The organism is uncultured Litoreibacter sp. (genome assembly GCF_947501785.1).
Lineage (GTDB): Bacteria > Pseudomonadota > Alphaproteobacteria > Rhodobacterales > Rhodobacteraceae > Litoreibacter.
Map to the genome: position 1 here is coordinate 1,872,320 of NZ_CANMXB010000001.1, position 26,169 is coordinate 1,898,488.

Here is a 26,169-nt window from a genome sequence, read left to right on the forward strand (position 1 = left end):
ATGCTAAACTTTCTCCGCGGAAATGGTGATGGGTGGCGGATGATTGATCGACGGATGTTCAACATTGGGTTGGGGGCAACGGGGCTGGTGTCGTCCATAGCCTCGCCCATTCGCGCCGCTCCGGCATATGCGGGGCCCAACGTCGTGATCATTCGGTTTGGGGGCGGCGTTCGAAGGCTAGAGACAATTGACCCGAAAGGCACCTACGCCCCGTATCTGCTGAACGTGCTGACCCCACGCGGCGTGCTGATCCCTGACATGCAGATAGATCAGCTGAAGGGCGGGAACACGTCCCATGCCGAGGGCACGCTCAACATCCTGACGGGGCGATACGAGGCATACCGCGATGCGGGCTCGCGCCTGCTGGATGATCGGTTGGAGCCTACCGAGCCGACGTTGTTTGAATACCTCCGGCATAACTTCAACCTGTCAGCGCATGAGGCGCTGCTGATCAACGGCGAGGACCGCCCGCAGGAAGAATTCTTCACCTATGGGGTCCACGGCCATTACGGTATCGACTTCCGGTCAGAAATGTTGAGCCTGCACCGCTACAAGATCTACAAGCTGGCGAGGATACTGGAAGAGGGCGGCCTGACGGACAAGGCGCAACAAGAGGCGGAAACCCAGTACCGGGACCTGTTGGCCGCAGATCAGCGCGACATTGTTCCTGACCAATCCGACGCGGTGAATACATTCTGGGCAGACTGGCGGGCACATTACGGCGATGACGGCTTCAAAAATCCCCGCGGCGACAGGCTGCTGACTGAGCTTGCGGTGCGGGCCTTGGCGCAATTGCGGCCCCGGTTGCTGATGATCAACTACCAGGACCCGGACTACGTGCATTGGGGGAACGCGTCGCATTACACACGGGCGATTTCCGTAATCGACGAGGGCATCGCTCGGATCGTCAAGCAAACCGACGCCGATCCGTTTTACCGAGACAACACCGTATTTGTGATTGTGCCAGATTGCGGGCGGGACACGAACGGGCTGGTGGATTTGCCGTTCCAGCACCATTTCAACTCCCGCTCCTCCCACGAGATTTGGGCGCTCATATTTGGCAAGGGCATCACCCGCAACAAGGTGCTGGATCGCCCTGTTGATCAAACCGCGCTCGCCCCGACAATCGCGGCGCTGATGGGGTTCAAGGCCGAACGGGCCGAAGGTGACGTGCTGTCTGAGCTCGGCGCGTGACAACAGCGGATAACATGCCCACCCACCGAAAGCCGCGACGCTTGGGGCGGCTACTGTCTGCATTTCTGTCCGTTGTCCTGGGAACGCTGCTGAGCCTCACCGCGCTGAGCGCGGTTTTGTTGCTGGGTTGGCTTATGACGCTGATGCGCAAACGCGCCATGACTGTTCTCGGCCAGACTGTAGCCGACGCCGATCAGCCCGCCTGGTTGTTGGGACCCAAGACGTCCCGTGGCCTGTCGCGTTGGTTTGGCGGGTTGGCCCGAAACGCGCGCGCCGGCATACAGGGAAGCGCCGCATTGTTTGTGGCAACCTTCCCGTTCGCTTCATTTTGGCTGGTTGCTTGGTGGGCCGGGTGGGAGAACTCGTTCAACAAAGGGTACGAACAGGCCTTTGTCGGGCCGATGGCGGGAGTGATCGGAATAGCGGTCTTTGCCGTTATCATGGTTTACCTGCCAATCGCGCTTGCCCATCAAGCCGTTGAACGGCGCGCCTTCGCGTTGCTGGAACTGAGGCAGGTCACCCGCATCATTTCCCGGACGGGGTGGGGCTACGTCATGTGGGCTGCCGTAACCCTGCTCTTCGCGCTGCCTATATTCGCCAGCCGGGGGCTGCCGGCTTTCGGTGAAGGGATTTATCCCCCGCTTGCCAATATGACCCCCGACCAGGTTGCTCAGATCAGGGGCATGATAGACCTGATGACGGCGCTCTACATCTTTGTAAGCTCGGTCATTCTAAAGCGTTGGTCCGCAGGCATTTATGCCCGCGCCTTGCTGCGTCTGAGCCAACCTCGCTCCGGCCTGTTCCGGCGTTTCGGGAGGGGCATACGTTTTGCCTGCCTGTTTTCCATTTGGGTTGGCCTCGCCGTACTGATCTTCGTGGGGCAGTTTCTAAATCATGATTGGCATATTTGGCTTACCCACCCTTATGTCTTCCTGCCTTGGATTGGGTAAAAGACCATTGGACGGATAAGGTAAAAACGGGCGCCCGGATCCCCGACGCCCGCCATTTTTAGCGCGTCATCCGCCGGCAATCTGTTTGGCTTTCTGCACCAAAACCTCGGCCTGCCGGATCGACGCATAGTCAATCAATCGACCGTCTAGGGACACGGCCCCTTTGCCGGCCGCTTCCGCCTCGGCCATGGCTTCCAGGATGCGTTGCGCTTTGGTGATTTCCGCCTCAGACGGGCTCATCACCTCGTTGGCCAAGGCGATCTGGCTGGGGTGGATCGCCCACTTGCCTTCGCAGCCCAACACAGCGGCGCGATACGCGGCAGCGCGGTAGCCGTCGGCATCCTGAAAATCGCCAAATGGCCCGTCAATCGGGCGCAGCCCATTGGCGCGCGCAGCCACGACCATCCGTGCAAGCGCGTAATGCCACATGTCGCCCCAATGCGTCTCCCGGTTGCCGTCACCATCGGGGTCGGTCAGCACCGCATAATTTTCGTTCACGCCCCCAATCACCGTGGTCCGCGCGCGGGTCGATGCGGCGTAATCCGCCACACCAAAATGCAGGCTCTCATTGCGCTTCGAGGCCCCGGCAATTTCGGTGATGTTCTGCATGCCCAAAGCGGTCTCGATGATATGCTCAAACCCGATGCGTTTCTTGTAGCCTTTGGCGTCCTCAATCTGGGTCACCATCATGTCCACCGCATAGACGTCAGCCGCCGTTCCGACCTTCGGGATCATGATCAAATCCAACCGCTCGCCAGCCTGTTCAACAATGTCGACCACGTCGCGATACATGTAATGCGTGTCCAGCCCGTTAATCCGAATCGACATGGATTTGGTGCCCCAATCAATCTCGTTCAGGGCCTTGATGATGTTCTTGCGGGCCTGCTCTTTTTCGTCCGGCGCGACGGCGTCTTCCAGGTCTAGGAAGATCACGTCAACATCAGATTCCGCAGCCTTTTCAAACATTTGCGGCTGGCTACCGGGGACAGCAAGCTCGGAACGATTCAGACGGCCGGGGGCCTGCTCGATGGGGTGGAATGACATATCAATGGCCTTTCTTGCCGGTAACAATATTGCGGCAGAAAGGTGATCGAAGACCGATTATGTCAAGAAATCTTTGGGTCTATCTTGGTATACCGTCCGCCGCATCACGCTCCAACGCCAGCCGGGAGGAGTAGTAGAACGCAATCGCTTGCGCCCTGTTTTTGACCGACAGTTTTTCGAACAAATTGGACAGATGAAATTTCACCGTATTGATGGAGATTTCCAACTCCTTCGCCAGCTCCCGGTTGGTCAGCCCTTTAGACAGCGCTTCCAGTATCGCGCGCTCTTTGCGCGACAGTTGGTGGATCGGGTCCGATTGCAGTTCCCGCACGTCCAGAAACGGGAACACCATCTTGCCCGCCGCCACGTCGACGCAGGTCTCCAACAGCGCCTCCGCGTGGCTGGATCGCGGCGCGAAGGCGGCGGCCCCTGCGGTCATGGCCAGCCGAGGCAGGTCGCCCGTATCTTCGGCATAGACCACGATGCGCGGCGCGTTTTCCTGTTCGCGCAACACCTCGATCAGTTTGGCGCCGCCCAGCACCGGCAACCCCCAGTCGATGATCCCGATCTGCACCGGCACCCGCATCACCGTGCCCAAAAACCCTTCCGCCGTCGCGGATGTGGCCACCAACGAGAATCGCGGATCGCGATCGATGATCTCCGACAGGGCCGACAAAACCAGCGGATTGCCATCTGCGAGCATAACGTCGATTGGACGCGCGAAACCGTCAACACTTTGATTCATAATTGCTATTCCAAATAAACTACCCATTAGGGTGGGTACTATTTCAGTATACAACGGTATTTTTAGACCTATGGGTGGGTATTTTACCACCCATATAGATACCCAAAAGCAGGAGTAAGGGGCGTTGTTCGCTTTGTCCACCGCATTATGTTCCGTCTCAACGTAGTGAAACGACACATTATTGCCGGCCCGGAGGATAGCATGACCATTCACCCACAGCTCGACATTCCTGAGACCATCGCCGCTGGCCCCGGTCCCGGCAACACGGATGCCCGCGTTCTGGCGCGCTTTGCGGGTGCCGGTCTTGCCGACCACATGCACCCCGCCGTTTTGCGCGGCATGGTCCAATGCAAGGAAATGCTGCGCACGGTGATGGGCACGAAGAACATCCATACCTTCGGCGTGGCAGGCACCGGCTGGTCCGGCCTCGACGTGATGTTCAGCGCGGTGATGCCCGGCGACACGGTCGTGATGTTCGTCAACGGCACCTTCTCCGGCATCGACGGGCTGACCGTCTGCATGAAGGCCGCCACGGCTGATGAACTTGCCGCCAACCCCATGGACCCACAGCCCGCCAGCGTCACCATCGTTAACGTGCCCCACGGCCAATCGGTGACCGGCGAGGTCGTCGAAAAGGCGCTGGCCGAACACAAACCGAAATGGGCCGCCATGGCGCATTGGGAAACCGGATCTGGTCGCGTGAACGACATCAAAGGCTTCTCGGACGCTTGCGAAAAGCACGGCGCAATGGGGCTGGTCGACGCGGTCTCCTCCCTCGGTGTCGAAGATTTCCGCATCGATGACTACCCCGGCGTGCATGGCTGGGCCTCTTGCCCGCAGAAAGGCATTTGCTGCCTGCCGCTGACCTACGCGCCGGTATCATTCACCGACCGCTACATTGCGGAGCTAAAGAAAACCGGCACCCGCACCTTCGTGCACCACCCCGTAATGGAGGCCCGCCACTGGGGCATCATCGACGGCAAGGACTCCCCCACCGGCACCTATCACCGCACACATTCCGCCTACGCGGTCGCCGCCTTCCACGAGGCCCTGCGCATCACGCTGCAACAAACTGTGGCCCAGCGCGCCAAGGATTACACCTTCCACGAAGCCGCGCTGCGCGAGGCCGTCACCGCCATGGGATGCGAAGTCACATCGAACATGACCTCCCTCATCGTGCTGAACCTGCCTTACGACATGGCGGGCCGCGAAATGGAGCTGGTACAGTATTGCCGCGCCCAGAATTTCGGCATCTGGCCGACCCTGTCCGAGCCGGTGCAGGTGCGCATCGGTATCCTCAACCTGCTCAGCCAGCAGGCCATCGAGGACATCGTCGCCCGCTTCGGCAAAGCCATGCGTGACCACGGCGCAGAGTTCAATCAAGCAGCCGTCGATGCCGCACTTGACCGCCACTACGGACGGGCGATCGCCGCCGAATAAGACCGTCATCTTCAGGGAGAAGCAGACATGGACATCCACGAATACCAAGCCAAGGAAGTGCTCGCCAATTTTGGGGTGGTCGTGCCGGACGGCGCTTTGGCCTACAGCCCGGAGCAAGCCACCTATCGCGCCCGCGAATTGGGCGGTGAACGTTGGGTGGTCAAGGCGCAGATCCATGCCGGTGGCCGTGGCAAAGCCGGCGGCGTGAAGGTCTGCGACAGCGACGTGGAAATTCAGGAAGCAACCGAAGGCATGTTTGGCCAGAAGATGGTCACGCATCAAACCGGCCCCGAGGGCAAAGGCATCTACCGCGTCTATGTTGAGGCCGCCGTGCCCATCGACCGCGAAATCTACCTCGGCTTCGTGCTCGACCGCACCTCCCAGCGCGTCATGATCGTGGCGAGCGCCGAGGGCGGGATGGAAATCGAAGACATCTCCGCCGAAAAGCCCGACAGCATCGTGCGCGCCACGGTGGAACCTGCTGTGGGCCTTCGCGAATTCCAATGCCGCCAGATCGCGTTCAAATTGGGCATCGACCCCAGCCTGACCCAGCAAATGGTCCGCACCCTGCAAGGTTGCTACCGCGCCTTCACCGAACTTGACGCGACGATGGTCGAGATTAACCCGTTGGTCATCACGTCTGACAGCCGCGTCATCGCGCTCGATGCCAAGATGACCTTTGACGACAACGCGCTGTTCCGCCATCCGCAGATCAGCGAACTGCGCGACAAATCCCAAGAGGACCCCCGCGAAAGCCGCGCGGCGGATCGTGGTCTCAGCTATGTCGGGCTCGACGGCAATATCGGCTGCATCGTCAACGGTGCGGGTCTGGCCATGGCCACGATGGACACCATCAAGCTGGCGGGCGGTGAGCCTGCCAATTTCCTCGACATCGGCGGCGGGGCCACGCCCGAACGCGTGGCAAAAGCCTTCCGCTTGGTTCTGTCGGACAAGAACGTGCAGGCCATCCTTGTGAACATCTTCGCAGGCATCAACCGCTGCGACTGGGTGGCCGAAGGCGTCGTGCAAGCGCTCAAAGAAGTGCAGGTGGACGTCCCCGTGATCGTCCGTCTCGCAGGCACCAATGTCGAAGCAGGCCAGAAAATTCTGGCGCAATGCGGTCTCCCCATCATCCGCGCGGCCACCTTGAACGAGGCAGCCGAAAGAGCAGTGGGGGCTTGGCGAAACGACCTCTCTCAAGGCACTAAAATGAGGGCTGTCTCATGAGCATTCTACTTGATCGCGACACAAAGGTTATCGTCCAGGGCATCACCGGCAAAATGGCCCGGTTCCACACCAAGGACATGTTGGACTACGGCACCAAAGTGGTCGGCGGCGTGGTCCCCGGCAAGGGCGGCGAAACGGTCGAAGGCGTGCCGGTCTTCGACACGGTGGAAGAGGCTGTGCGCGAAACCGGGGCGGAGGCCTCGCTGGTCTTCGTGCCGCCCCCCTTCGCCGCAGATGGCATCATGGAAGCGGCTGACGCGGGGATTCGCTATTGCGTTTGCATCACCGACGGCATCCCGGCCCAAGACATGATCCGCGTCAAACGCTACATGTATCGCTACCCCAAGGACCGCCGCATGGTGCTGACGGGTCCCAACTGCGCAGGCACGATCAGCCCCGGCAAAGCCATGTTGGGCATCATGCCCGGCCATATCTACATGCCGGGCCATGTCGGCATCGTCGGCCGTTCCGGCACGCTGGGCTATGAGGCGGCGGCGCAGCTGAAAGAACGCGGCATCGGCGTGTCGACCTCCGTGGGTATCGGCGGCGACCCCATCAACGGCTCCAGCTTCCGCGACATCCTTGAACGGTTCGAGCAGGACGAGGACACCCATGTCATCGCATTGATCGGCGAGATCGGCGGCCCGCAAGAGGCCGAAGCCGCCGAATACATTCGCGATCATGTCACCAAACCGGTTGTCGCCTATGTCGCGGGGCTCACCGCTCCCAAGGGCCGCACCATGGGCCATGCGGGCGCGATCATCTCCGCCTTCGGGGAAAGCGCATCGGAAAAGGTCGAAATCCTCTCCGCCGCCGGCGTGACCGTCGCGGAAAACCCCGCAGTGATCGGCGCCACAATCGCCCAAGTGATGGAGGCCGCATAGTGGCCAAACCGAGCGTTCTCGTCACCCGCCGCTGGCCCTCCGTGGTCGAACAGAAACTGGCCGAGCACTATAATGTCGCGCTGAACCGCAGCGACCGCCCGCTCTCCTCTGCGGACTTCAAGGAGGCGATCGCCAAATACGACGCCGTCCTGCCAACCGTCACAGACAAGATCAGCGCGGAGGCGTTGGACGTGCCAAAGGCGCGCACCAAAATCCTCGCCAATTATGGCGTCGGTTTCACCCATATCGACGTCGGCGCCGCCGCAAGGCGCGGCATCGCCATCACCAACACGCCGGACGTTCTGTCCGAATGCACCGCGGATCTGGCGATGACCTTGATGCTGATGGTTGCCCGCCGCGCAGGCGACGGCGAACGCGAATTGCGGTCAGGGCAGTGGACCGGCTGGCGCCCCACCCATCTGATGGGCACCAAGGTGTCCGGCAAGGTGCTGGGCATCGTGGGCTTTGGCCGCATCGGTCAGGAAATGGCCCGCCGCGCGCATCACGGGTTCGGCATGCACATCCTCGTCTATAACCGCTCGCCCGTCGATCCCGCCATCCTGGCCCGCTACAACGCCCGCCAGATCGCGACCTTGGAAGAGCTGCTGCCGCTTTGCGATTTCGTCTCGCTGCATTGCCCGGGCGGCGCGGAAAACCGCAACATGATCAACTCCGCGCGGCTGGATCTCATGAAGGAAGACGCCTTCCTCATCAACACTGCCCGGGGCGAGGTGATCAACGAAACCGCGCTGGCACAGGCGCTGATGTTCAACACAATCGGCGGTGCCGCGCTGGACGTCTTCGACGGGGAGCCGCGCCTGCACCCGATGCTGGCCCAATGCGACAACCTCGTTATGTTGCCCCATCTGGGAAGCGCCACCCGCGAGGCCCGCGAAGCCATGGGCTTCCGCGTGCTCGACAACCTGAACGACTTTTTTGCAGGCTCAGCCCCGCGCGACCGCGTGGCGTGAGCTTCACTTGCCTATTGGGAGACAGAACTTGAATGCGACCTACCGTGAGGACGGCTTCTTTACTCGTTCTTTGGAAAATAGCGACCCCGCCCTTTTCGCCTCGATCACATCCGAGCTTGGGCGTCAGCGCGACGAGATCGAGCTGATTGCGTCGGAGAACATCGTCTCCAAGGCAGTGATGCAGGCCCAGGGCAGCGTGATGACCAACAAATACGCCGAAGGCTACCCGGGCCGGCGCTACTATGGCGGCTGCCAATACGTTGATGTGGCCGAGAACCTCGCCATCGACCGCGCCAAGCAGCTGTTTGATTGCGGCTTCGCCAACGTGCAGCCGAACTCCGGCAGCCAGGCCAACCAGGGCGTGTTCCAGGCGCTGCTGCAGCCCGGCGACACCATCCTCGGCATGTCCCTCGACGCGGGCGGCCACCTGACCCACGGGGCCAAGCCCAACCAGTCCGGCAAATGGTTCAAGGCGGTGCAATACGGCGTGCGCGAAGACACGCTGGATGTGGACTATGACCAGCTCGAAGCCCTGGCGCTGGAGCACAAACCGCAGATGATCATCGCCGGCGGCTCCGCCATCCCGCGCCAGCTGGATTTCGCCCGCTTCCGCGCCATTGCCGACAAAGTCGGCGCCTATCTTCTGGCCGACGTCGCGCATTTTGCGGGGCTGATCGCGGCGGGCGTCTACCCCTCGCCCTTCCCGCATGTGCACGTGGCCACGACCACCACCCACAAAACCCTGCGCGGGCCGCGCGGCGGCATGATCCTCACCAATGACGAGGCGATGGCCAAGAAGTTCAACTCCGCCATCTTCCCCGGCATCCAGGGCGGGCCCTTGATGCATGTCATCGCCGCCAAGGCCGTGGCCTTTGGCGAGGCGCTTGAGCCGGGCTTCAAGGACTACCAACGCCAAGTGATCAAGAACGCGCAAGCCATGGCCGACCAGCTGACCCGCGGCGGGCTCGACATCGTCACCGGCGGCACCGACACCCATGTCATGCTGGTCGATCTGCGCCCCAAAGGCGTCAAAGGCAACGCCGCCGAGACCGCGCTGGGCCGCGCCCACATCACCTGCAACAAGAACGGCATCCCGTTCGACACGGAAAAACCGATGATCACCTCCGGCCTGCGCCTGGGCTCGCCGGCGGGCACCACCCGCGGCTTCTCGGAACCGGAGTTCCGCCAGATCGCCGACTGGATCGTCGAGGTGATGAACGGGCTGGCCGCCAACGGTGAAGAGGGCAACGCGGATGTCGAGGCCAAGGTCAAGGCCGAGGTCCTCGCCCTATGCACCAAATTCCCCATCTACGCCGAGCTCTAGGCCAAACAAGCTTCGTTTTGGCTCAAATACTCAATCCCGTTGCGCCCCTCACAGGCGCACCGGTCGCATGGTTAACCGCCCGCTAAATCCCCGGCGCTATACCCGTTCCCGGATCCAGCGACGGCCATCAACCGTCGCGCAAAGGCAAAGAGGGATTGCGGCAGTTCGACCTCGGGCTGCCTTGCATCCTCCGGAGACACGCAAGGCCGGTCTGCCCCAAAAGGCAGGCGGGAACCGCACCCATGATGCCAATCAAGGTGGCGCCACCTCTCTAAAACCAACAGAAGCGAGACACCGCCCCAACCGCGCAGCACAACAGCTTCCGCGGGCGCTGGTGTAAGAATTTTCGATCGAAAATTCTTGGCAAAAACTTTTTCCAAAAGTTTTCCACTCGCCCGCGATCAATCCTCAGCGTCACGTGCCCGGCGCACCGTCTTGCCAACCATGTCGGAATAAATCGTCTCTACGCGGGAAAGTGTGCCAGAGCACACCGGGTTAGCGCATCACGAACGGGTCAGGAATGGGGTCATCGCTGGTGCGCAGCCAAACGGCCTTTGTCTTCGTGTAATCAAGCGCAGCCTGCAACCCGCCTTCGCGACCATGGCCGCTTAGCCCGGAGCCGCCGAAGGGGGCAATCGGGCTGACGGCGCGATATGTGTTCACCCAAACAATGCCCGCCCGAAGGTCGCGGACCATCCGGTGCGCCCGTGTAAGGTCCTTGGTGAACACCCCCGCGGCGAGCCCGAACGCAGTGTCGTTGGCGATCTCGAGCGCCTCAGCCTCGGTGTCAAAACTCAGGACTGACAGAACGGGGCCGAAGAATTCCGTGGTCAGGCAAGGCGCATCCGGCGCGTCTGAACAATCAATGATTGTCGGCGGGAAATAGGTCCCTTCGCGATCCAGCGGACTGCCACCGGTGACAATCCCGGCCCCTGCCGTCTTGGACGCGGCGACCAGATCAGTCGCAACTTCTAGCTGACCTTTGGTGCAGAGAGGCCCGATTTCCGTTGCCATGTCATCCGGCGCGCCGATGATTGCGGCCTCCGCCTTCTCCTTGAGGCGTGCGAGAAACACGTCCTTGATTTTGTTCGAAACAATCAAGCGGGACCCGGCAACGCAGCTTTGGCCGGTCGCAGCAAAGATGCCGGAGACCTGCGCATTTACAGCGCTCTCGATATCGGCGTCGTCAAAAACGATGAACGGTGATTTTCCGCCAAGCTCAAGCGATGTCGAGGCCAGATTTTCAGCCGAGTTTCTCACGATATGCCGGGCCGTTTCAGGCCCGCCCGTGAAGGCAATATGGTCCACGCCTGGATGGCTTGTCAGCACCGCGCCGCAGTCCTGCCCGAACCCGGTTATGACGTTCAAAACACCTTTCGGAAAGCCGGCCTGATCAAAGATGCGCGCAAATTCCAGCAACGGCGCGGGCCCGTCCTCGGACGCCTTGAGCACGACTGTGCACCCCGCCGCCAGGGCCGGGCCGACCTTGACCGCGGCAAGAAACAGCTGCGAATTCCAGGGCACGATTGCGGCCACCACGCCCACCGGTTCGCGCCGCAACCATACTTCCATATCCGGCTTGTCAATCGGGAGATGGGCCCCCTCAATCTTGTCGGCCAGCCCGGCGTAATAGCGATAGTACTCGGCGACATAGGCTACTTGCGCGGATGTTTCGCGGATAATTTTTCCGGTGTCGCGGGTTTCAAGCTCCGCCAGCCTCCCCGCATGTTCAGCGATCAGGTCGGCCAACCTCAGCAACAGCTTGCCTCGCCCGGATGCCGTTGTGCCGCCCCATTCCTCAGAGGCGAAGGCCGCAGCGGCTGCGTCTACCGCGGCATTTACGTCCTGACTGCGCGCCTCCGGCATCATCGCCCAGACACGCCCGGTCGCCGGGTCGCGGCTTTCAAATGCGGCGGACCCATCTGAAAACACGCCGCCAATATATTGCTGAAACTTTTCCATTGCTGGTCCCTTAGTCGAAGGCTGGCATGACGTGGTTGATGAACCGTTCCAATGATGCCTTCTTGCGTTCAAAGCTCATCCCGCTGTCAATCCAGAAGGCATATTCGTCGTAACCCAACTTTTCATAGGTCCTGATCCGGTCGACCGCGGCGGCGGGGGTTGCTATGACCTTATCACGCATCATCGCATCGGCTGAGTAAAACGGGTGGTTTGCGATATCTTCCTCCGTCAGCGGCTGGATCAGGCCTTGCGACACGGGACGTTCGTTTTTGAACCATGCGCCGAAATAGCAATAAAATCGATTGATCTCGTCCGCCGCCTGCCGCGCATCGGCGGCGTCTTCTGCGATGTATGTGTGGTTCAACAACATGATCTGCGGCCGTGGGATGTCCGGCAGTTTTGCGCAAGACGCCTTGAATGTGTCCATCAGCTTGATGATCTCGTCATCGCCTTGCCATAGCGGCGTCACCTGAACGTGGCAGCCCTGCGCGATTGCGAATTCGTGGCTGTTTGGATCGCGCGCCGCAATCCAGATCGGGGGCCCGCCCGTTTGCACCGGCTTGGGTGAAGACGAGGAGTTCGGAAAGGAGTGGTACGTTCCCTCCTGGGCATGGTCCCCTTTCCACAAACGCCGCATTGCCGGGACCAGCTCGCGCATACGTTGGCCGGCATCCCAGGCATCCATCCCCGGCACCATCCGTTCATATTCATAACTATAGGCACCGCGTGCGATGCCCAGTTCCAAACGACCGTCAACGATCATGTCGGTCATGGCGGCCTCGCCGGCCAACCGAATGGGGTGCCAGAAGGGCGCAATAATCGTACCCGTGCCGAGCCGGACGTTCGAGGTTTGCCGGGCCAGATCCACGAGGTTCAGGAACGGGTTTGGGGAAATGGTAAAGTCCATTCCATGGTGCTCGCCGGTCCATACGGCATGCATACCGCCATCATCCGCGATTTTCGCGAGCGCAATGAACTCCTGATACAACCGCTTCTGATCCTGTTCAGGCGACACACGCTCCATATGGGCAAATAGTGAAAAGCGCATGTGTTATCTCCCTTGTGTCATCGGGCGGACTTCGCCGCTGGATTGATTGCCGTAGTAAATCCCGTAGTTGCCAAGCTTCGTTTCTGCGGCAAACCGTTCCAGCATCGTGAGTATCGCAGGGTTCGCGACATCGTCCAAAGCGCCTTTTACAAGCGGCACAAAAACGCCCCGCGCGGGGCTGCCCTCGCCGGTTTGGCAAAAGAACGAGATATGTTGGCGTTTGTGGCGCACGTCCTCAAAGACCGAATAGACAAAGCCCGGCTCCGCCTGCAAACCCGTGGACGCGATCAACTTTGTCACCGCGGCCGATACGCCGTCGCCATCTACCAGCACTTCCGGCAGCGCCAGCCCCCCTTGCCCGTCATCCACCAACAAAACGTCATTATCCCGCGCAATGAGCGTTGAAACGACGAGGTTTGTGGATTGCTCAAGCGCATCGGCTGCTGTGCTGGGCGTCACATAGGCGCCGCGCGCGTAACCTAGCCCCGGCGTCGCGGTATGCCCGAATGCCGCGACCTCACCGATGAGGATCACATGATCACCCGCTTCGACTGTTTTGTGCATTGAACAATCAAACCAGGCCGACACGCCTTCCAGGATTGGCGCCCCCCTCGGCCCCCTGCCCCACGCAACCGACGCGAAGCGATCTTCGACGGGTCGTGCAAATGTGTTGGAGATATCGGCCTGCGCCTCAGACAGGATATTCACGGCGAACCCCGACGCCGTCACCAAGGCTTCAAAGTTCCGCGATGAATTTGACAAGCACACCAATACCAATGGCGGGTCGATGGACACGGACGTAAAGGAATTGGCGGTAAACCCCAACGGATCGCCATTGGCGTCATCGGCCGTCACGACCGTCACGCCAGTCATGAAGGTGCCAAATGCGCTGCGCAGCGCCCGAGCGTCCATTGGCGTCATTGCGTCTCCTCCGTTTTGACCGGGGTCCTCAACCAATGCAAAAGATGCTCGTTCACCTCATCTGCGGCGGTCAAGTTTATCATATGCCGGTGCCCCTTGATGGCGACCGCGCGACCGTCTTGCACGGCTGCGCCCATGGCCCGGCTCATAGCGGGGGTTGAATTGGGATCGTCATCGCCGGTCATCGCCAGAAACGGGCAAGCGATCTTTGAAAAGCAATCGGAATAGGCCGCATCACCGTTCGCAAAGGCGGCGTAGGCCGTGGCATAGCCGGTCGCATCGACCGCCCCCAGCCACGCCGCGACCTGCATTCGGGCATCCGTGTGGTGCGCGCCGAACCATCTGGCCAGCGGCGTGTCGAGATCAATGTCGCCATTTCGTATCTCTGCGGCCCGCGCTTGAACCGCGGCCTTCGCGACGTCATCGCGCCGAAAAACCCCGTTGAGCAAGGCAACCCGACGCACCAGGTGCGGATGGCGGACCGCCATGCCGCCAGCAATCAACGCCCCCATGGAATGCCCTGCCAAGTTTGCCGCCCCGACGCCCAACGCGTCAATCGCCGCCCGACACCAGTCCACGTATTGGGGAAGTTGGCTGGCCGGCGGCAACGGGTCGCTCCTCCCATGGCCGGGCATATCCAGAGCGATCACTCGGTAACGAGGCGCAAAATATGCAAGTTGCGGCCCCCAGGCCGCAGACTGCATTCCGACGCCATGGATCAACACCAGCGGCTCGCCCGCGCCTTGGGTCCGGCAGCTTACCTTTCGGTTGGTGTCAGACAGCAGCAGGGTTGTCAGCGTCATGGCCCAGCTCCTCAAGATCCTGATAGCGGTCCCCTATCCGATGATGAGGACGCCCCCCGATCGACGCCCCTAGCGCTATCAGGATTTCATCAGCGGCCGGCGCATCTGCGACCGAGGTCTGCACCGTCAGGTAATGCGACCGCCGACCAGCATCATGTTTATCCATCAAAGGGATCAGAAGAGGCGCATTCGCCGGGCCGCGCGTATTGCAAAACGACAGGTACGACTTCGCGCCAACGGCGTTGCGGTAGTGGTTCCCGAAATGCAGCGTGTGGATCAGGGCGGAGGCATGCTCCACCTCACCGCCGAGACCGACGATTGCGGCTTTGCCATACCCCTCGACCTTGTCCCCCCCACCAGCGGCGTCCAGCACCATTTCGGTAAGCAGCGCGCCCAGCCCTGGGGCGCAGTCGCGAATTGCGGGGGAAAGATCTTCCACAAACCCCTGACCTGCCCATGGGTTCGTGATGACAGCCAGTGCGGCAATCAATGTGAGCGGCGTTTGGGCCGCCTTCCCCCCCTCGATCAGGGTGTTCTCAACATGCAATAGCGTCTTCCTGATCTCGGCAGGCACAGGCAAATCCTTCGGTCGTTTTCACTCACATATATGGTATACCATCATACAAAATGTCAATCATCATGTTGGGAACTCCGCCGGGCCATGCGTGCGTTCCAGGAGGCGCAAAAACCCATGGACCGAATAGTACCGTCGGGGCGATTGCATTGGACCAGCGCGGCAACAGCGCAGTGTGACAGCGCGTCTCCAAACTTAACGTCAGACGTAATCGCAATTGACCCTAGAGGGAGGTACAGGCGTGGCGCAGAGCGGGCGTTGTCAAACCTGTTCGTCGTCCGGAAAGACTTGCTTCGGCGCCGCACGGGAGCCCGTTGCATTGGCGATGCGTTTGGACAAAAAGGCCCCGGTCGATCTGTAGTGGTCGATCAATTGCGTGCGCGCGCCTTTGATATCCCCGCCTAAAGTGGCCTGCAGAATACTTTGGTGTTCTTCTGAAACATTGCGGCCATCGTAGTCCGAAGAGGCGCCCGCAATGTAGCGGTAGCGTATATTCAGATCATAAAGCTGGTCGCAGAACCTCAACAACAGCGGGGACCCGCAATTGCCAATCAGGGCGAGATGGAATTCTTTGTGCCTCTGCTCAAACACTTCGCGACCCTGGTCTTCGGCCCGCGTCATCCTGTGATGGGCCACGATAAGCGCTTCTGAATAACTCTCCGTGGCCTTTTCCATGCTTTGGCGCAACGCCTTCGCTTCCAGCGTGCATCGCAGTTCGAGAATTTCTTCGAAGTTTTCCAGGCTCGTGTCCGCCGTCCGAAACCCGCGCTGATCAAGACGCACGACAAGCTGGTCCGAGGTCAGGAGGCTTAGAGCTTCGCGAATTGGTGAGGCCCCCACCCCCAAAGCTTCTCGCAGGCTCTCGATCTTGAGCCGTGTCCCCGGTGCCAGATCGCCCGTAACAATCATCCGCCGCAGCCGATTGTAGGCGACGCGGGTCGCCGAATTCTCCGACGGAGGATTATTTGAGTCACTGCCAAGATACATGCGCGTTTTCCAGATCAGGCAGCCTTGACCGACGTGACGATGTTGACGAACTCTTCATCGGACAACACGTCGCGCTTTGCGATCCCGGTCGCCTTCACCTCGTCAAGGATCGCTGCGATCTTGTCATCATCCAACTCTCCAAGCCCCATTTCGCCCATCTTATAGATAATGGACGCCTTACCTGATTTCTTTCCCAAAACGACCTCGCCGATCTTTCCGGTAAGCGCCGGATGGGTGGCGAACATCACAAGTGGGTCGTTCATCACATAGTTGATGCCGATGCCGGACTCGCGGATAAAGTTGCCATGCCCGAGAACGGGCTTGTTTCGGGCAATCGCGATGTTCGATTTCTCGGAGATCATCGTTGCGAGCTCAGGGATCTTGTCGAGTTTGTAGTTGGTGTCATAGCCGTAAAGAAGATGCAGACCCATCATCAGCTCTTCCAATGCGGCGTTTCCGGTGCGCTCGCCCAAACCATTGGCACAGCTATGGACACAGACAGCGCCCGCAGTAACGGCCGCCAGCTCGGTCGCGACGCCCATGCCAAAATCATTGTGGGTGTGAATTTCGACCGGCAAACCCGTCATGCCGTTCACCCACCGGACCATATGCTTGATCGCCTCAGGCGTCGCACATCCCATGGTATCGACGATACCAATGGAGTCTGGCGGAGAATGTTCCATCACGTAATCGCACAGGTTGGTCAGATCTTCGCGCCGCGCCCGCGTCGTGTCGTAAGGGAAAAAGAGCGCGTGCAAGCCGTTCTCGCGGGCATAGTTGATGACGGGGGCGGATTTCTCGGCCACCTCTCTCCACGTCCAGCCAAACTGCGTCGTCAGCTTTGGATACCCGATAGGCACCTCGATCACGACGCCATCGGCGCCGCATTCCAGAGCCATATCGATATCTTTCATCATCGCACGGGCGAAGGTGAAAATCTTCGCATCCAGTCCGAGATTTGAGATCTGGGTGATGGCCTCCTGATCTTGCTGAGAAACCGCGGGCATCCCTGCCTCAATCCGGTCAACGCCCAATTCGTCAAGCTTCGTCGCGATCTCGATCTTGTCATCGACTGAAAACACAACCCCGGGGGTCTGCTCCCCGTCGCGCAGGGTGGCGTCGTGGATCTCGACCTTTTCAGGCAGGTTCAATTCGCCCCGCACGTCGGCTTCGAAATTGTAGGGGCTGACCCACCACTTGCCGTCTTCAAGATGTGTCTCGCGCATATCTTTTCCTTTCAGAATCAGCTGTTAACTATTTTCAGGAGCCAGCACAAAGTCGAAGTCGACCTTGTACCAGGGGATTGTAGCGTTCTGCTCGATAGCCAAGCCATCGGGCAGCGCATCAAGATCATCGTGTCGGACGTAGTCCATGATCAAGTCTTCTCGCACACCGAATACCGCGTCGCGGTCGAGATAGGGATCACCATTGGCAAAGACCTCTGTGACCAAAGAGCGGTAGCCGTCAGCCTGCACGATGAAATGAAGATGGGACGGACGCCAGGGTGTGCGCCCAGTTGCGCGGAACAGCTCGCCCACGGGGCCATCGTCGGGCACCTTGTAGGGGGCAGGTTTGACCGTGGTGACGGCGTAGCGACCATCTGTCCCGGTCACCATGGAACAGCACAGATTGAAGTCTTCTTGCTTGGCGTCCTGACTATAGTAGAGACCGTTTTCGGCGGTTTGCCAAAGCTCGATCTTCGCACCCTCTACGAGCGCACCATCGACCCCACGAACCACGCCTTCAACCACCACCGTTGCGCCTTCGTTGTCCTGCTTCAGGTCCCCGCCGACCGGCAGCTCTGGTGCGCCTACGGAGTGAAAGGGCCCCAAGACACTCGACGAGGTGCCGTCATGTTGGGACCCGATCATATCAACCAGTGACGACATGCCCGTAACATCTGACAGCAGGACAAATTCGTTGCGTTCGTTGTCTGAAATCTGACCGGCATCAAACAGGAACTTCAAACCTCGCATCCACTCCTCATGGGTGAGTTGCGTCTCTTTGGCAAAGGCGTGAGCGTGTTCGACCATTTTGGTCAGAAGAAACAGCGTCCTTGGGTCAGTCTCCTCTCCGCAATAATCCAGAAAGGCCTGGGTGATCGTGTCCATAGAGACGTTTTTCATCTGCAGGCTCCTAGTTCAGCAGTGCCGTGGACAGCACGGGGAAGCGAATAAGAATGATCAACACACACAGCATGATCGCGGCAAATGGCAGCGCACCAAGAAACACGTCCTTTAGACTGATATCAGGTCGGTTCAGCGTGCTCTTGATGACGAAACAGGAAATACCAAGCGGCGGTGTCAGCAAACCAATCTCGGCACCAATCACCGTGACGATCCCAAACCATATGAGGCTGAGATTCATGCCTTCGATCAAGGTAATGAAGAGCGGCACGACGATCAAAATGATCGAGGCGGTGTCAAGGAGTGTGCCGAGCACGAGCATCAGCACCACGTAAATGAGCATAATCTGGAAGAAGGAAAGCTCCCAGGAGTTCAGCACCTGGTTCAGCTCGTTAGGCAATCCGGCGAAGCCCAGCATGCGACTGTAAAAGGACGCCATGGTGATCAGCAGCAGGATCGCGGCTGTGATATGCCCGGTCTCAACCAGCGTCGACCAAAAGCCCTCCCAATTGATCGACCGACGCAGAAGCGCGACGATCAATGCAAGAGACGCCCCCGCAGCGCCCGCCTCAACCGGAGTGAGCCAGCCAGTGTATATGCCGCCCAACACCATGATGATGAGCGCGACAATTGGCCAGGCCTTGGTGGCCATCTCCGACCAGCTCATTGCCGCAGTCTCATCTGCGCGAATGTCTTTCCCGATGTAGGACGGCCAAAGGCGTGCCATTGCGAAAATCGCGGCGATATATGCCGCCGTGAGGATCAGACCCGGGATGATGCCCGCAAGGAACATATGACCGACCGATTGTTCTGCCACGAATGCGTAGATGATAAGCATAGCCGATGGCGGGATGATCATGCCCAGAACCGAAGACCCGGCCACCACGCCCACGGCAAAACGCTTGTTGTAGCGAAAGCTCAACATCTCCGGCACGGAGATCTTCGTGAAGACACTGGCTGACGCGATGGAAGACCCGGTGATCGCGGCAAATACCGCATTCGCGCCCACCGTAGCCATGCCGATGCCCGCCAAAACCCGGCGGAAGGCGGAGTTCATCACCTCGTAGATATCTCGCCCCAGCCCGGCCTTTGACACGAGCAAACCCATCAGTGTGAATAGCGGGATCGTGGCGAATTCGTATTCGGTGACACCGTCACCGACGGCCACTTTGAGGAAATTGAAAGCAAGGATCGACTTCCCGGAAATGATCCAGATCGAAACGAATGAGACGAGGCCCAGGGCAATTGGGATGTAAAGGCCCAGATAGACGAGCGTCACAATGGCGACGACAGAGATCATGCCAATTTCGACAGGGCTCATTGCTCAGACCTCGCCCTGATCGACTGTGCGAGGTTCCGGATCGCCCAGAGCAGCCTTGAAGAAAAACAGGATTGCGGCCCACGCGCAGCCAAACGCGATTGCCAGCCGCGCCGGCCACCAAGGAACCGTCAGTATGCCCGGAGTGCCGAAGTAATCGCATCGGGCAAGCGCGGCCATGAAATCCGTCCAGATTGCACCTGTTGGCGCCGGGCCGAACTCAGGTTGTGAGAAGAAATGACAGCTTTCGAACGCCTCGACGAATTCCGGCCAGACCGTCCAGACGATCATGCCCATAAAAATACAAGAAATCGCGTGAATGGCGCGCTCCAGCGCCTCACCAAACTGTGGCGCACGCGCACGCATCAAACTCGGGAACCCATCAGACCGGGTAAGTCGCCCGGTGCGCACGACATCCGGGAGTTGCAGGAAAACGATGAGCACGAGGGAAAATATCACCACCTCGACCACGCCGCGAAACGGGGCGTTGAACACGCCCCGCGCGATGACATCCACGTTCATGACAGCCACCAGTGCCAGCAGGACAAATGCCCCGCTCACATTGGCGACAACCGCGACCCCCTCCACCAAGGACCTGATCTTGCGCAGCGATGCAGCGATCATCGGCTCATGAACCTCCGGGACGCGATCAGTTGGTCAGCTCGCCCGCCCAGTCGCGGAGCGGCGTCATCCCGGCTGCTTTCAGCTTGTCCATATAGGCCGCCAACATGGCCGATCCCGGACCGCCTGCGCTGTCGATTTCCTTGGCCCAGGACACCGCGATATTCGGCATGGCATCGGCCCAGGCTTGCCGCTCTTCAGCGGTCATCTCGACCACCGTTCCGCCGCCGTCCTTGTAGGCTTGCAACGATTCAGCTGCGCGATCCATCGCGACACCCGCGACATGATCGCGATACTCGATGGCAACGGCTTGGAGCACGTCCTTTACCTCGTCAGGCAGACCGGCCCAGACATCGGCGTTCACCGTCACCGTCTTGGAGTTCACGGCCCCCAAATCGGCGCGCAGCATGTAGGGCGCGACCTCGGCAATCTTAAAGGTCTTGGCAGCTTCCGGCCACAGCATTGCGGCATCAACGACACCCGTTTGCAGCATATTGTAGAAGTTCGGCAAACCGCCGCGCACACCCGCGGCACCGGGGATACCTTCCAGGTAACGCAGGTTGTAGCCCGCTCCAGCGACCTTGAGCCCTTCGAGGTCCGATAGCGAGTTAACCGGGGTCTTCGAGAACATCTGGTACGTGTCCAGAACAACCCCTGTCGCCAGATAGACTTGGTTTTCGGCGGCGAGTTCCGCGCCCATCTGCGGGAACTCCTTGGCGATCTCGTCAACCGCTTTGGCCACAACACGGGCGTCGGCGGCCACGAAAGGCGTCACCGCGGAGATGCCCTGCGACGGCAAGGCGGAGTTGTGGAATATCGTCGTCACAATTCCGATATCGCCAAGACCAAGCTTGATGCCTTCCAGCACACCGCGTGGCTTTACGATCTGGCCGCCATAGGCCTCCATCCACTCGATCTTGTAGTTGCCGGATTTTGCCAGCTCTTCGTTCACACGTGGAATAAAGAAGCCTGTGAATTCCTTAACCCACATTGCCCGTGCCGGATAGCCGTCAATGGCCGTCAGCTTGATCGTCTCTTGAGCCACTGCTGCGCTACCAAGTGCGCTCATGACCCCCATTGCAAGCCCTGTCGCCAGAGCGATACGCCGTGTCAGTTTCATTTTAGTCCTCCCAGGTTTGTGCTTAGCCGGCTTTTCGCCAGTCCTCTTTTATTTCGGTGCCTGCCTGCCGAAACAGTTTCGACAGGGGGCAATATTTCGCGACCTCTTGGGCAACGCTGTCCAACTCGTCCTGTGTTGCCGGGCCGTCTGCGACAACCGTGAGCTCAATTGCCTCGAACGGTACGTCTATCTCTTCAGCCAGCGTCACACCCAAACGATTGAATGTGCACTGCGCCGAAATCTTCAGATGGCCGATATCCACGCCCAATTTCTTGGCGCATTTATGGCCGATGACATTTGTGCAGCCGATCAGCGCGGACAGCGCCGTGTCGGTGGGCGTGAACCCCTTGTTGGAGCCGCCCCGCTCATTCGGTTCATCAATCATCTGCGTCAAGTCGCGCACCGAGACTTCGGAAAGCGAGTGTGACGGGCAGTCAGCACTGGCCGAAAGCGTGACGGTGGTTTTCATCTTGATGCCCATAACCTGCTCCCTCAGATAATCTCGCAGAAGTCATCGAACTCAAGACGGGGCAAACGTTGGAACAGCGCCGTTTCGTCAGCATATCCGACATTGCACAGAAAATTCGATTTGAGCGACGTGCCCGCGAAGAACTCGGAATCCACGACATCATTCGCAAAGCCCGAAATGGCCCCGACGTCTAACCCCAGAGCGCGAGCTGCTATCATGAAATACGCGCCTTGCAGGGTCGAGTTCCGAAACGCCGTATCTTCGATGTGGCGGGCCTTACCCTCGAACATCGGCCTGCGATCCTCGTGCGGAAACAGCTGCGGCAGTTTCTGCCAGAAATCCAGATCGTAGGCGATAATGGCCGTGACCGGCGCCCCCATAACCTTTGGAACATTCGCAGGCTTCAACGCCTTTGCCAATCGATCCTTGCCCTCCCGCGAGCGCACGAAAACAAAGCGCGCAGGGCAGCTATTCATGCTGGTCGGGCCCATGCGGGCAATGTCGTAAATCTGGTGAAGTACATCATCCTGAACCGGTTCGTCGGTCCAGGCGTAATGAGACCGGGCCCCGGTCAAGATGAGGTCGATTTGATCCTGCGACAAAGTTGTCAGCCGCTTGCGCAGATCACGGACCGCATTTTGCGCATCACTTCGTACGTTTTCTACCATCTTGTCCAAAGCGGTGCCCCCCTCACGCTGCGCATCAGATAATCGTTATTTTCGACCAGAGTCTAATAAAATCGATTTTATGGGTTGTTAGGTCCCCGAACGCAAGTAGGGTCGGAATGAGAGAGGGAGGAATCTTGTATGCCAGCTTGGGAAGAATACAAATCGCAGGCGAAGTCTCGTGGTGCTTTGGCCATGGAACTCTTTGTCGTTCACAGTACGCCGGGTCGCGACATGGATCTTGTAAAGGCCACGCTGCCTGACCATTTGGCCTACCAAAAGCAGATAGAAGCGCAGGGCGTGCTGTTCCTTGCTGGTCCCGTATCAGATGCGACCGGGGAAGAAATGCAGGCGCAAGGCATGATGATTTATCGTGCACGCGATATGGCAGCTGCCCGGGCATTTGCTGAGGCCGATCCGATGCATTCCGCCGGTGCCCGATCCTTCGAAATAAGAAAATGGCTCGTAAACGAAGGCAGCATAAACGTCTCGGTTGCGCTCTCGGGGCAGTCCGCCGAATTTAGTTGAAACGCGACAGACCTGTCCTGAAGTTCTCACCCAAACGCGGAGATCATCCGATCAGACATGGCGGCAGAATCCAAACCTGACCACGACACCGATGTCGTCATAATTGGCGCAGGACCTGTCGGTCTTCTATTGTCAATATTGCTCGGACGCGCCGGAACATCGGTCACCGTCTACGACAAGTGGCCGGAAATCTACGATCGGCCACGTGCGGTGACCATGGACGCAGAGGTTGCCCGCATCCTCGCGACGCTTGGGATCGACGTGGACAACGACCCCGGCTTCCAAAACCACAAAGAGCTTTACTACTGGAAAAACGCCGACCTCGAAAATCTTCAGATCGTGGATTGGGAAAGCCTCGCACCCTGCGGCTGGCACGTCACGTATTGGTTCAACCAACCCGAACTTGAAGCGCGACTTATGGACATGGCCCAAGCGTTGCCAACCGTCAGCATCGAGCGGGGCTGGACAGCCGTTGACCTCGTCCAATCCGAGACATCCGCACGCGTGACGCTGGTAGACACGGCCAAGGGGCAGTCCCGCCGCGAGCATGACGCCAGGTTCCTGGTGGGCGCAGATGGCGCAAACAGCTTTGTCCGCGAGGCTCTTGGCCTGAAAACGGTCGACAAGGGCTATTTCTTCGACTGGCTGATCCTCGACATGATCCCGCCCAAGGATTTTGTTGTCTCTCCCGCGCAATGGCAGCTTTGCGACCCGAGGCGACCGACGACAATCGTGCCGGGCGGTCCCGGGCGGCGGCGATGGGAGTTCATGGTTCTCCCTGACGAAAACAGCGAGGATATTGCAAAGCCCGAGACGGCCTGGCGTTTGATGGAGCCTTGGGGGCTGACGCCGCAAAATTCCGAGCTGGAGCGCAGTGCCGTCTACCGGTTTCAAGCCAAATGGAGCGAACATTGGATCTCTGGCCGCTGCATGATTGCAGGCGATGCGGCACACCTGATGCCACCCTTTGCAGGTGAAGGCATGTGTGCGGGGCTTCGCGATGCCGTTGCCTTGGGATGGCGGCTGAACGCGGTTCTCAAAGGCCCCCTCGGACAGGGCGTTTTTCAGAGCTACGAGAGCGAACGAATTGCGCACGCCAAACACTACATCCAATTCAGCCAGGACTTGGGAAACATCATCTGCATCGCCGATGCCGAACAGGCGAAAGAGCGGGACGCGCGAATGAAGGCCGACCTCGCGGCGCGCAACTTCGAACCGATTACCGGCGATCTGGTGAAGCTGGGGGCGGGCCTTTGGTGCGACGATGCGCAGGGCGCGGGCGAGCTGTCGCCGCAAGGCCGCGTCCGCTTCAAAGCCCGTGAAGACCGGTTTGATCAGGCCGTTGGCCAAGGATGGTTCATCCTGGGGCTAAATACGCCAACTGAAAACCTTCTACGTCCCGACCAGTCGGTGCTGTTTGCAAAACTGGGTGGGCGTGTGTTGTCTGTCGGCCCTTCGGCGGCCACCAATGACGTGATCGCGCTCGACAGCGCCTATGCCAACTGGAGCGCCGAGACGGGCGCCAGCTTCGCAATCATCCGACCTGATTTCTACGTCGCGGCGACGGCGGCAACACCCGAGACGCTACGGGCGTGCTTTGATACGCTCACCGTTCGGTTGGGGCTCACCTAGGGAAGCGGCTCCTTGAGATGTGGCGGCATGGTGAGACCTGCGCCTTCAACCTCTTCCTCGTCAAGATAGGCTATGTAGATGCCCGGAGGCTCCCGCGCCTCTGACATCCGTTGGATGACATCCGGGGTGCGGGTAATACGGTTATGGTGCTTGCGCGCCCACTCGAAATGCAGCGATTTGAGCCGCTTAATCTGATCGGCATGATCAGGACTTGCACCAAGATCTTGCACTTCGTCGGGATCATTCTCGAGATCAAAAAGCATGGGGCGCATGGTTTCCACGTGCACGTATTTCCAGCGACCGTCGAACACCATCACCATTCGCGCATCGCTTTCATCCACATTGACGGCGCTACGTGCATCGCGAGTTGAATAGTCATATTCCGAAACGCAATAGCTGCGCCAAGTCACCTCTTCGCCATGGAGCAGCGGCGACAAAGATCGGCCTTCGTATATGTGCGGCTTCGCTGGCCCGCCCATCAAATCCTGGAAGGTCGGGGCGAGATCAATCCCTTCGACCAGCGCATCGGTCGATGTTCCACGGGTCGCGTCTGCCGCCGAACGCGGATCATAGACGATGAGCGGAACGCGGGCGGAGCAGTCATAAAACAGGTCCTTCTCGCCCAGCCAGTGATCGCCCATATTGTCACCGTGATCGGAGCAGAAGACGACCATTGTGTCCTCCATCCGGCCGCTCTCTTCCAGATAGGCAAAGAGCCGGCCCATGTTGTCGTCAAGCTCCTTGATTAGCCCCATGTAGACAGGGGCAACGGTGTCTCGCACCTCGTCGCGTGAGAATGACTGGCAGATTCTGGTCTTCTCCCACCCCTGCATCAAAGGGTGTTCGTGTTCGCCTTCGCGGCGGTTCACCGGGGGCACATCATCCGCGGCATACATGTCGTTATATGGCGCGGGCGCAAGGTAGGGCCAATGCGGCTTAATATAGCTGAGATGGCAGAGCCATGGCGCATCTCCCCGACTTTCGATGAACTCGATCCCGCGTGTCGTGAGCCAGGCTGTTTCCGAATGTTCCTTCGGAACGCGCGCGGCCAGCGGCGCAGTCTCAAGCAGCCAGCCTGATTTCTTCTCGCCATCCGCGCCAATCGCGGTATTCGCCCATTCCTCCCACGGTGTATCGCCGCCCATCCCGTGATCGCGCAAATATTGCTCGTAATCTTCGGCGTGGCGGTTCTTGTCATTGGCCGCATTTGTCCCGTCATCGCGGACAAAAACCTCAAATCCGCATTCGCTTACAAGAGCGCCAATCGTGCTTTCCGGTTCAATACCAAGCCGCTTCATTCCGTCTATATCGGGGCGCATGTGGGTTTTTCCGACCAAATGGCTTGTGACGCCAATTTCCCGCAGATGGTCACCAAGAGTGGGCTCACCCACACGCAGGGGAAATCCGTTCCAGGTCGCCCCGTGGCTGCGAACATAACGCCCGGTATAAAAGCTCATCCGGCTGGGGCCACAGATCGGCGATTGCACATAGGCCCGATCAAAGCGCACCCCTTTGGCTGCCAGTGCATCGATGTTGGGGGTGTCGATATGGTTCGCTCCGTAACAGCTCAGGTAGTCCCACCGAAGCTGATCCGCCATGATCCAAAGTACGTTCAT

25 protein-coding genes are annotated in these 26,169 nt (G+C 59.5%); 9 read left to right on the forward strand and 16 right to left on the reverse strand.

The features are described from left to right. Positions 1–39: 39 nt before the first annotated feature. Both Q0899_RS09360 and Q0899_RS09365 read left to right on the forward strand, forming a co-directional pair. The gene (locus Q0899_RS09360) at positions 40–1,194 is read left to right on the forward strand and encodes a hypothetical protein (RefSeq protein WP_299192387.1); all 1,155 of its coding nucleotides are present in this window, start codon (positions 40–42) and stop codon (positions 1,192–1,194) included. Between the two features lie 14 nt (positions 1,195–1,208). Further along, positions 1,209–2,144: a hypothetical protein gene (locus Q0899_RS09365; protein ID WP_299192389.1), complete on the forward strand. Its 936-nt coding sequence runs from the start codon at positions 1,209–1,211 to the stop codon at positions 2,142–2,144. Positions 2,145–2,210: 66 nt separating this feature from the next. Here the strand turns inward: Q0899_RS09365 and Q0899_RS09370 are convergent, their stop codons facing one another. Further along, on the reverse strand, positions 2,211–3,188 hold the full coding sequence (locus tag Q0899_RS09370; protein WP_298355690.1) for a CoA ester lyase: 978 nt from the start codon (positions 3,186–3,188) through the stop codon (positions 2,211–2,213). 79 nt (positions 3,189–3,267) lie between these two features. After that, positions 3,268–3,933: a response regulator transcription factor gene (locus Q0899_RS09375; protein WP_298296002.1), complete on the reverse strand. Its 666-nt coding sequence runs from the start codon at positions 3,931–3,933 to the stop codon at positions 3,268–3,270. A 201-nt stretch (positions 3,934–4,134) separates the two neighbouring features. Between Q0899_RS09375 and Q0899_RS09380 the strand changes: the two genes are divergently transcribed. The 5 genes from Q0899_RS09380 to glyA are packed head-to-tail and all read left to right on the forward strand — an operon-like array spanning position 4,135 to position 9,779. Then, the gene (locus Q0899_RS09380; protein WP_299192398.1) at positions 4,135–5,373 is read left to right on the forward strand and encodes an aminotransferase class V-fold PLP-dependent enzyme; all 1,239 of its coding nucleotides are present in this window, start codon (positions 4,135–4,137) and stop codon (positions 5,371–5,373) included. Between the two features lie 27 nt (positions 5,374–5,400). Then, on the forward strand, positions 5,401–6,600 hold the full coding sequence (locus Q0899_RS09385) for a malate--CoA ligase subunit beta (protein ID WP_299192400.1): 1,200 nt from the start codon (positions 5,401–5,403) through the stop codon (positions 6,598–6,600). Then, a complete protein-coding gene (sucD, locus tag Q0899_RS09390) occupies positions 6,597–7,484 on the forward strand; it encodes a succinate--CoA ligase subunit alpha (RefSeq protein WP_298355681.1) in 888 nt (295 codons plus the stop codon). The genes Q0899_RS09385 and sucD overlap by 4 nt, the downstream gene beginning before the upstream one ends. After that, positions 7,484–8,455, forward strand: a complete 972-nt coding sequence (locus Q0899_RS09395; protein ID WP_299192402.1) for a D-glycerate dehydrogenase — start codon at positions 7,484–7,486, stop codon at positions 8,453–8,455. The genes sucD and Q0899_RS09395 overlap by 1 nt, the downstream gene beginning before the upstream one ends. Before the next feature lie 28 nt (positions 8,456–8,483). Beyond that, a complete protein-coding gene (gene glyA, locus Q0899_RS09400; protein ID WP_299192404.1) occupies positions 8,484–9,779 on the forward strand; it encodes a serine hydroxymethyltransferase in 1,296 nt (431 codons plus the stop codon). Positions 9,780–10,274: 495 nt separating this feature from the next. Here the strand turns inward: glyA and Q0899_RS09405 are convergent, their stop codons facing one another. The 13 genes from Q0899_RS09405 to Q0899_RS09465 form a co-directional block, all read right to left on the reverse strand. Beyond that, positions 10,275–11,741, reverse strand: coding sequence for an aldehyde dehydrogenase (locus tag Q0899_RS09405; RefSeq protein ID WP_299192406.1), 1,467 nt, complete (start codon positions 11,739–11,741; stop codon positions 10,275–10,277). A 10-nt stretch (positions 11,742–11,751) separates the two neighbouring features. Continuing rightward, the gene (locus tag Q0899_RS09410; protein WP_299192408.1) at positions 11,752–12,789 is read right to left on the reverse strand and encodes an LLM class flavin-dependent oxidoreductase; all 1,038 of its coding nucleotides are present in this window, start codon (positions 12,787–12,789) and stop codon (positions 11,752–11,754) included. A gap of 3 nt (positions 12,790–12,792) precedes the next feature. Beyond that, positions 12,793–13,710, reverse strand: coding sequence for a flavin reductase family protein (locus Q0899_RS09415; RefSeq protein ID WP_299192416.1), 918 nt, complete (start codon positions 13,708–13,710; stop codon positions 12,793–12,795). Beyond that, positions 13,707–14,513, reverse strand: a complete 807-nt coding sequence (locus Q0899_RS09420; RefSeq protein ID WP_299192420.1) for an alpha/beta hydrolase — start codon at positions 14,511–14,513, stop codon at positions 13,707–13,709. Before Q0899_RS09420 ends, Q0899_RS09415 begins: the two co-directional genes overlap by 4 nt. Then, positions 14,485–15,087 (reverse strand): amino acid synthesis family protein, encoded by a 603-nt coding sequence (locus tag Q0899_RS09425; protein ID WP_298355662.1) that lies wholly within the window; start codon positions 15,085–15,087, stop codon positions 14,485–14,487. Before Q0899_RS09425 ends, Q0899_RS09420 begins: the two co-directional genes overlap by 29 nt. A 261-nt stretch (positions 15,088–15,348) precedes the next feature. Beyond that, complete coding sequence (locus Q0899_RS09430; RefSeq protein WP_299192435.1) at positions 15,349–16,074, reverse strand: GntR family transcriptional regulator; 726 nt, start codon at positions 16,072–16,074, stop codon at positions 15,349–15,351. A gap of 14 nt (positions 16,075–16,088) precedes the next feature. Continuing rightward, positions 16,089–17,300 (reverse strand): 2-isopropylmalate synthase, encoded by a 1,212-nt coding sequence (locus Q0899_RS09435; RefSeq protein WP_299192444.1) that lies wholly within the window; start codon positions 17,298–17,300, stop codon positions 16,089–16,091. Positions 17,301–17,324: 24 nt separating this feature from the next. Beyond that, positions 17,325–18,200, reverse strand: coding sequence for a dioxygenase (locus Q0899_RS09440; protein ID WP_298299321.1), 876 nt, complete (start codon positions 18,198–18,200; stop codon positions 17,325–17,327). A 10-nt stretch (positions 18,201–18,210) separates the two neighbouring features. Further along, entirely contained in the window at positions 18,211–19,521 is a 1,311-nt protein-coding gene (locus Q0899_RS09445) for a TRAP transporter large permease (protein WP_298299318.1), read from the reverse strand. A gap of 3 nt (positions 19,522–19,524) precedes the next feature. After that, a complete protein-coding gene (locus Q0899_RS09450; protein WP_299192452.1) occupies positions 19,525–20,142 on the reverse strand; it encodes a TRAP transporter small permease subunit in 618 nt (205 codons plus the stop codon). Between the two features lie 25 nt (positions 20,143–20,167). Then, a complete protein-coding gene (locus tag Q0899_RS09455; protein WP_298299311.1) occupies positions 20,168–21,259 on the reverse strand; it encodes a C4-dicarboxylate TRAP transporter substrate-binding protein in 1,092 nt (363 codons plus the stop codon). A 22-nt stretch (positions 21,260–21,281) separates the two neighbouring features. Then, a complete protein-coding gene (locus Q0899_RS09460; protein ID WP_298355656.1) occupies positions 21,282–21,740 on the reverse strand; it encodes an OsmC family protein in 459 nt (152 codons plus the stop codon). Between the two features lie 11 nt (positions 21,741–21,751). Beyond that, a complete protein-coding gene (locus Q0899_RS09465; protein ID WP_299195341.1) occupies positions 21,752–22,396 on the reverse strand; it encodes a malonic semialdehyde reductase in 645 nt (214 codons plus the stop codon). A gap of 192 nt (positions 22,397–22,588) precedes the next feature. On the opposite strand from Q0899_RS09465, the gene Q0899_RS09470 reads away from it, so the two are divergent. Further along, positions 22,589–22,921, forward strand: a complete 333-nt coding sequence (locus Q0899_RS09470; protein ID WP_298299302.1) for a YciI family protein — start codon at positions 22,589–22,591, stop codon at positions 22,919–22,921. A gap of 57 nt (positions 22,922–22,978) precedes the next feature. Then, complete coding sequence (locus Q0899_RS09475) at positions 22,979–24,553, forward strand: bifunctional 3-(3-hydroxy-phenyl)propionate/3-hydroxycinnamic acid hydroxylase (protein WP_299192454.1); 1,575 nt, start codon at positions 22,979–22,981, stop codon at positions 24,551–24,553. Here Q0899_RS09475 and Q0899_RS09480 read toward each other — a convergent pair. After that, complete coding sequence (locus Q0899_RS09480) at positions 24,550–26,169, reverse strand: alkaline phosphatase family protein (RefSeq protein WP_299192456.1); 1,620 nt, start codon at positions 26,167–26,169, stop codon at positions 24,550–24,552. The two genes, Q0899_RS09475 and Q0899_RS09480, sit on opposite strands and share 4 nt — an antisense overlap.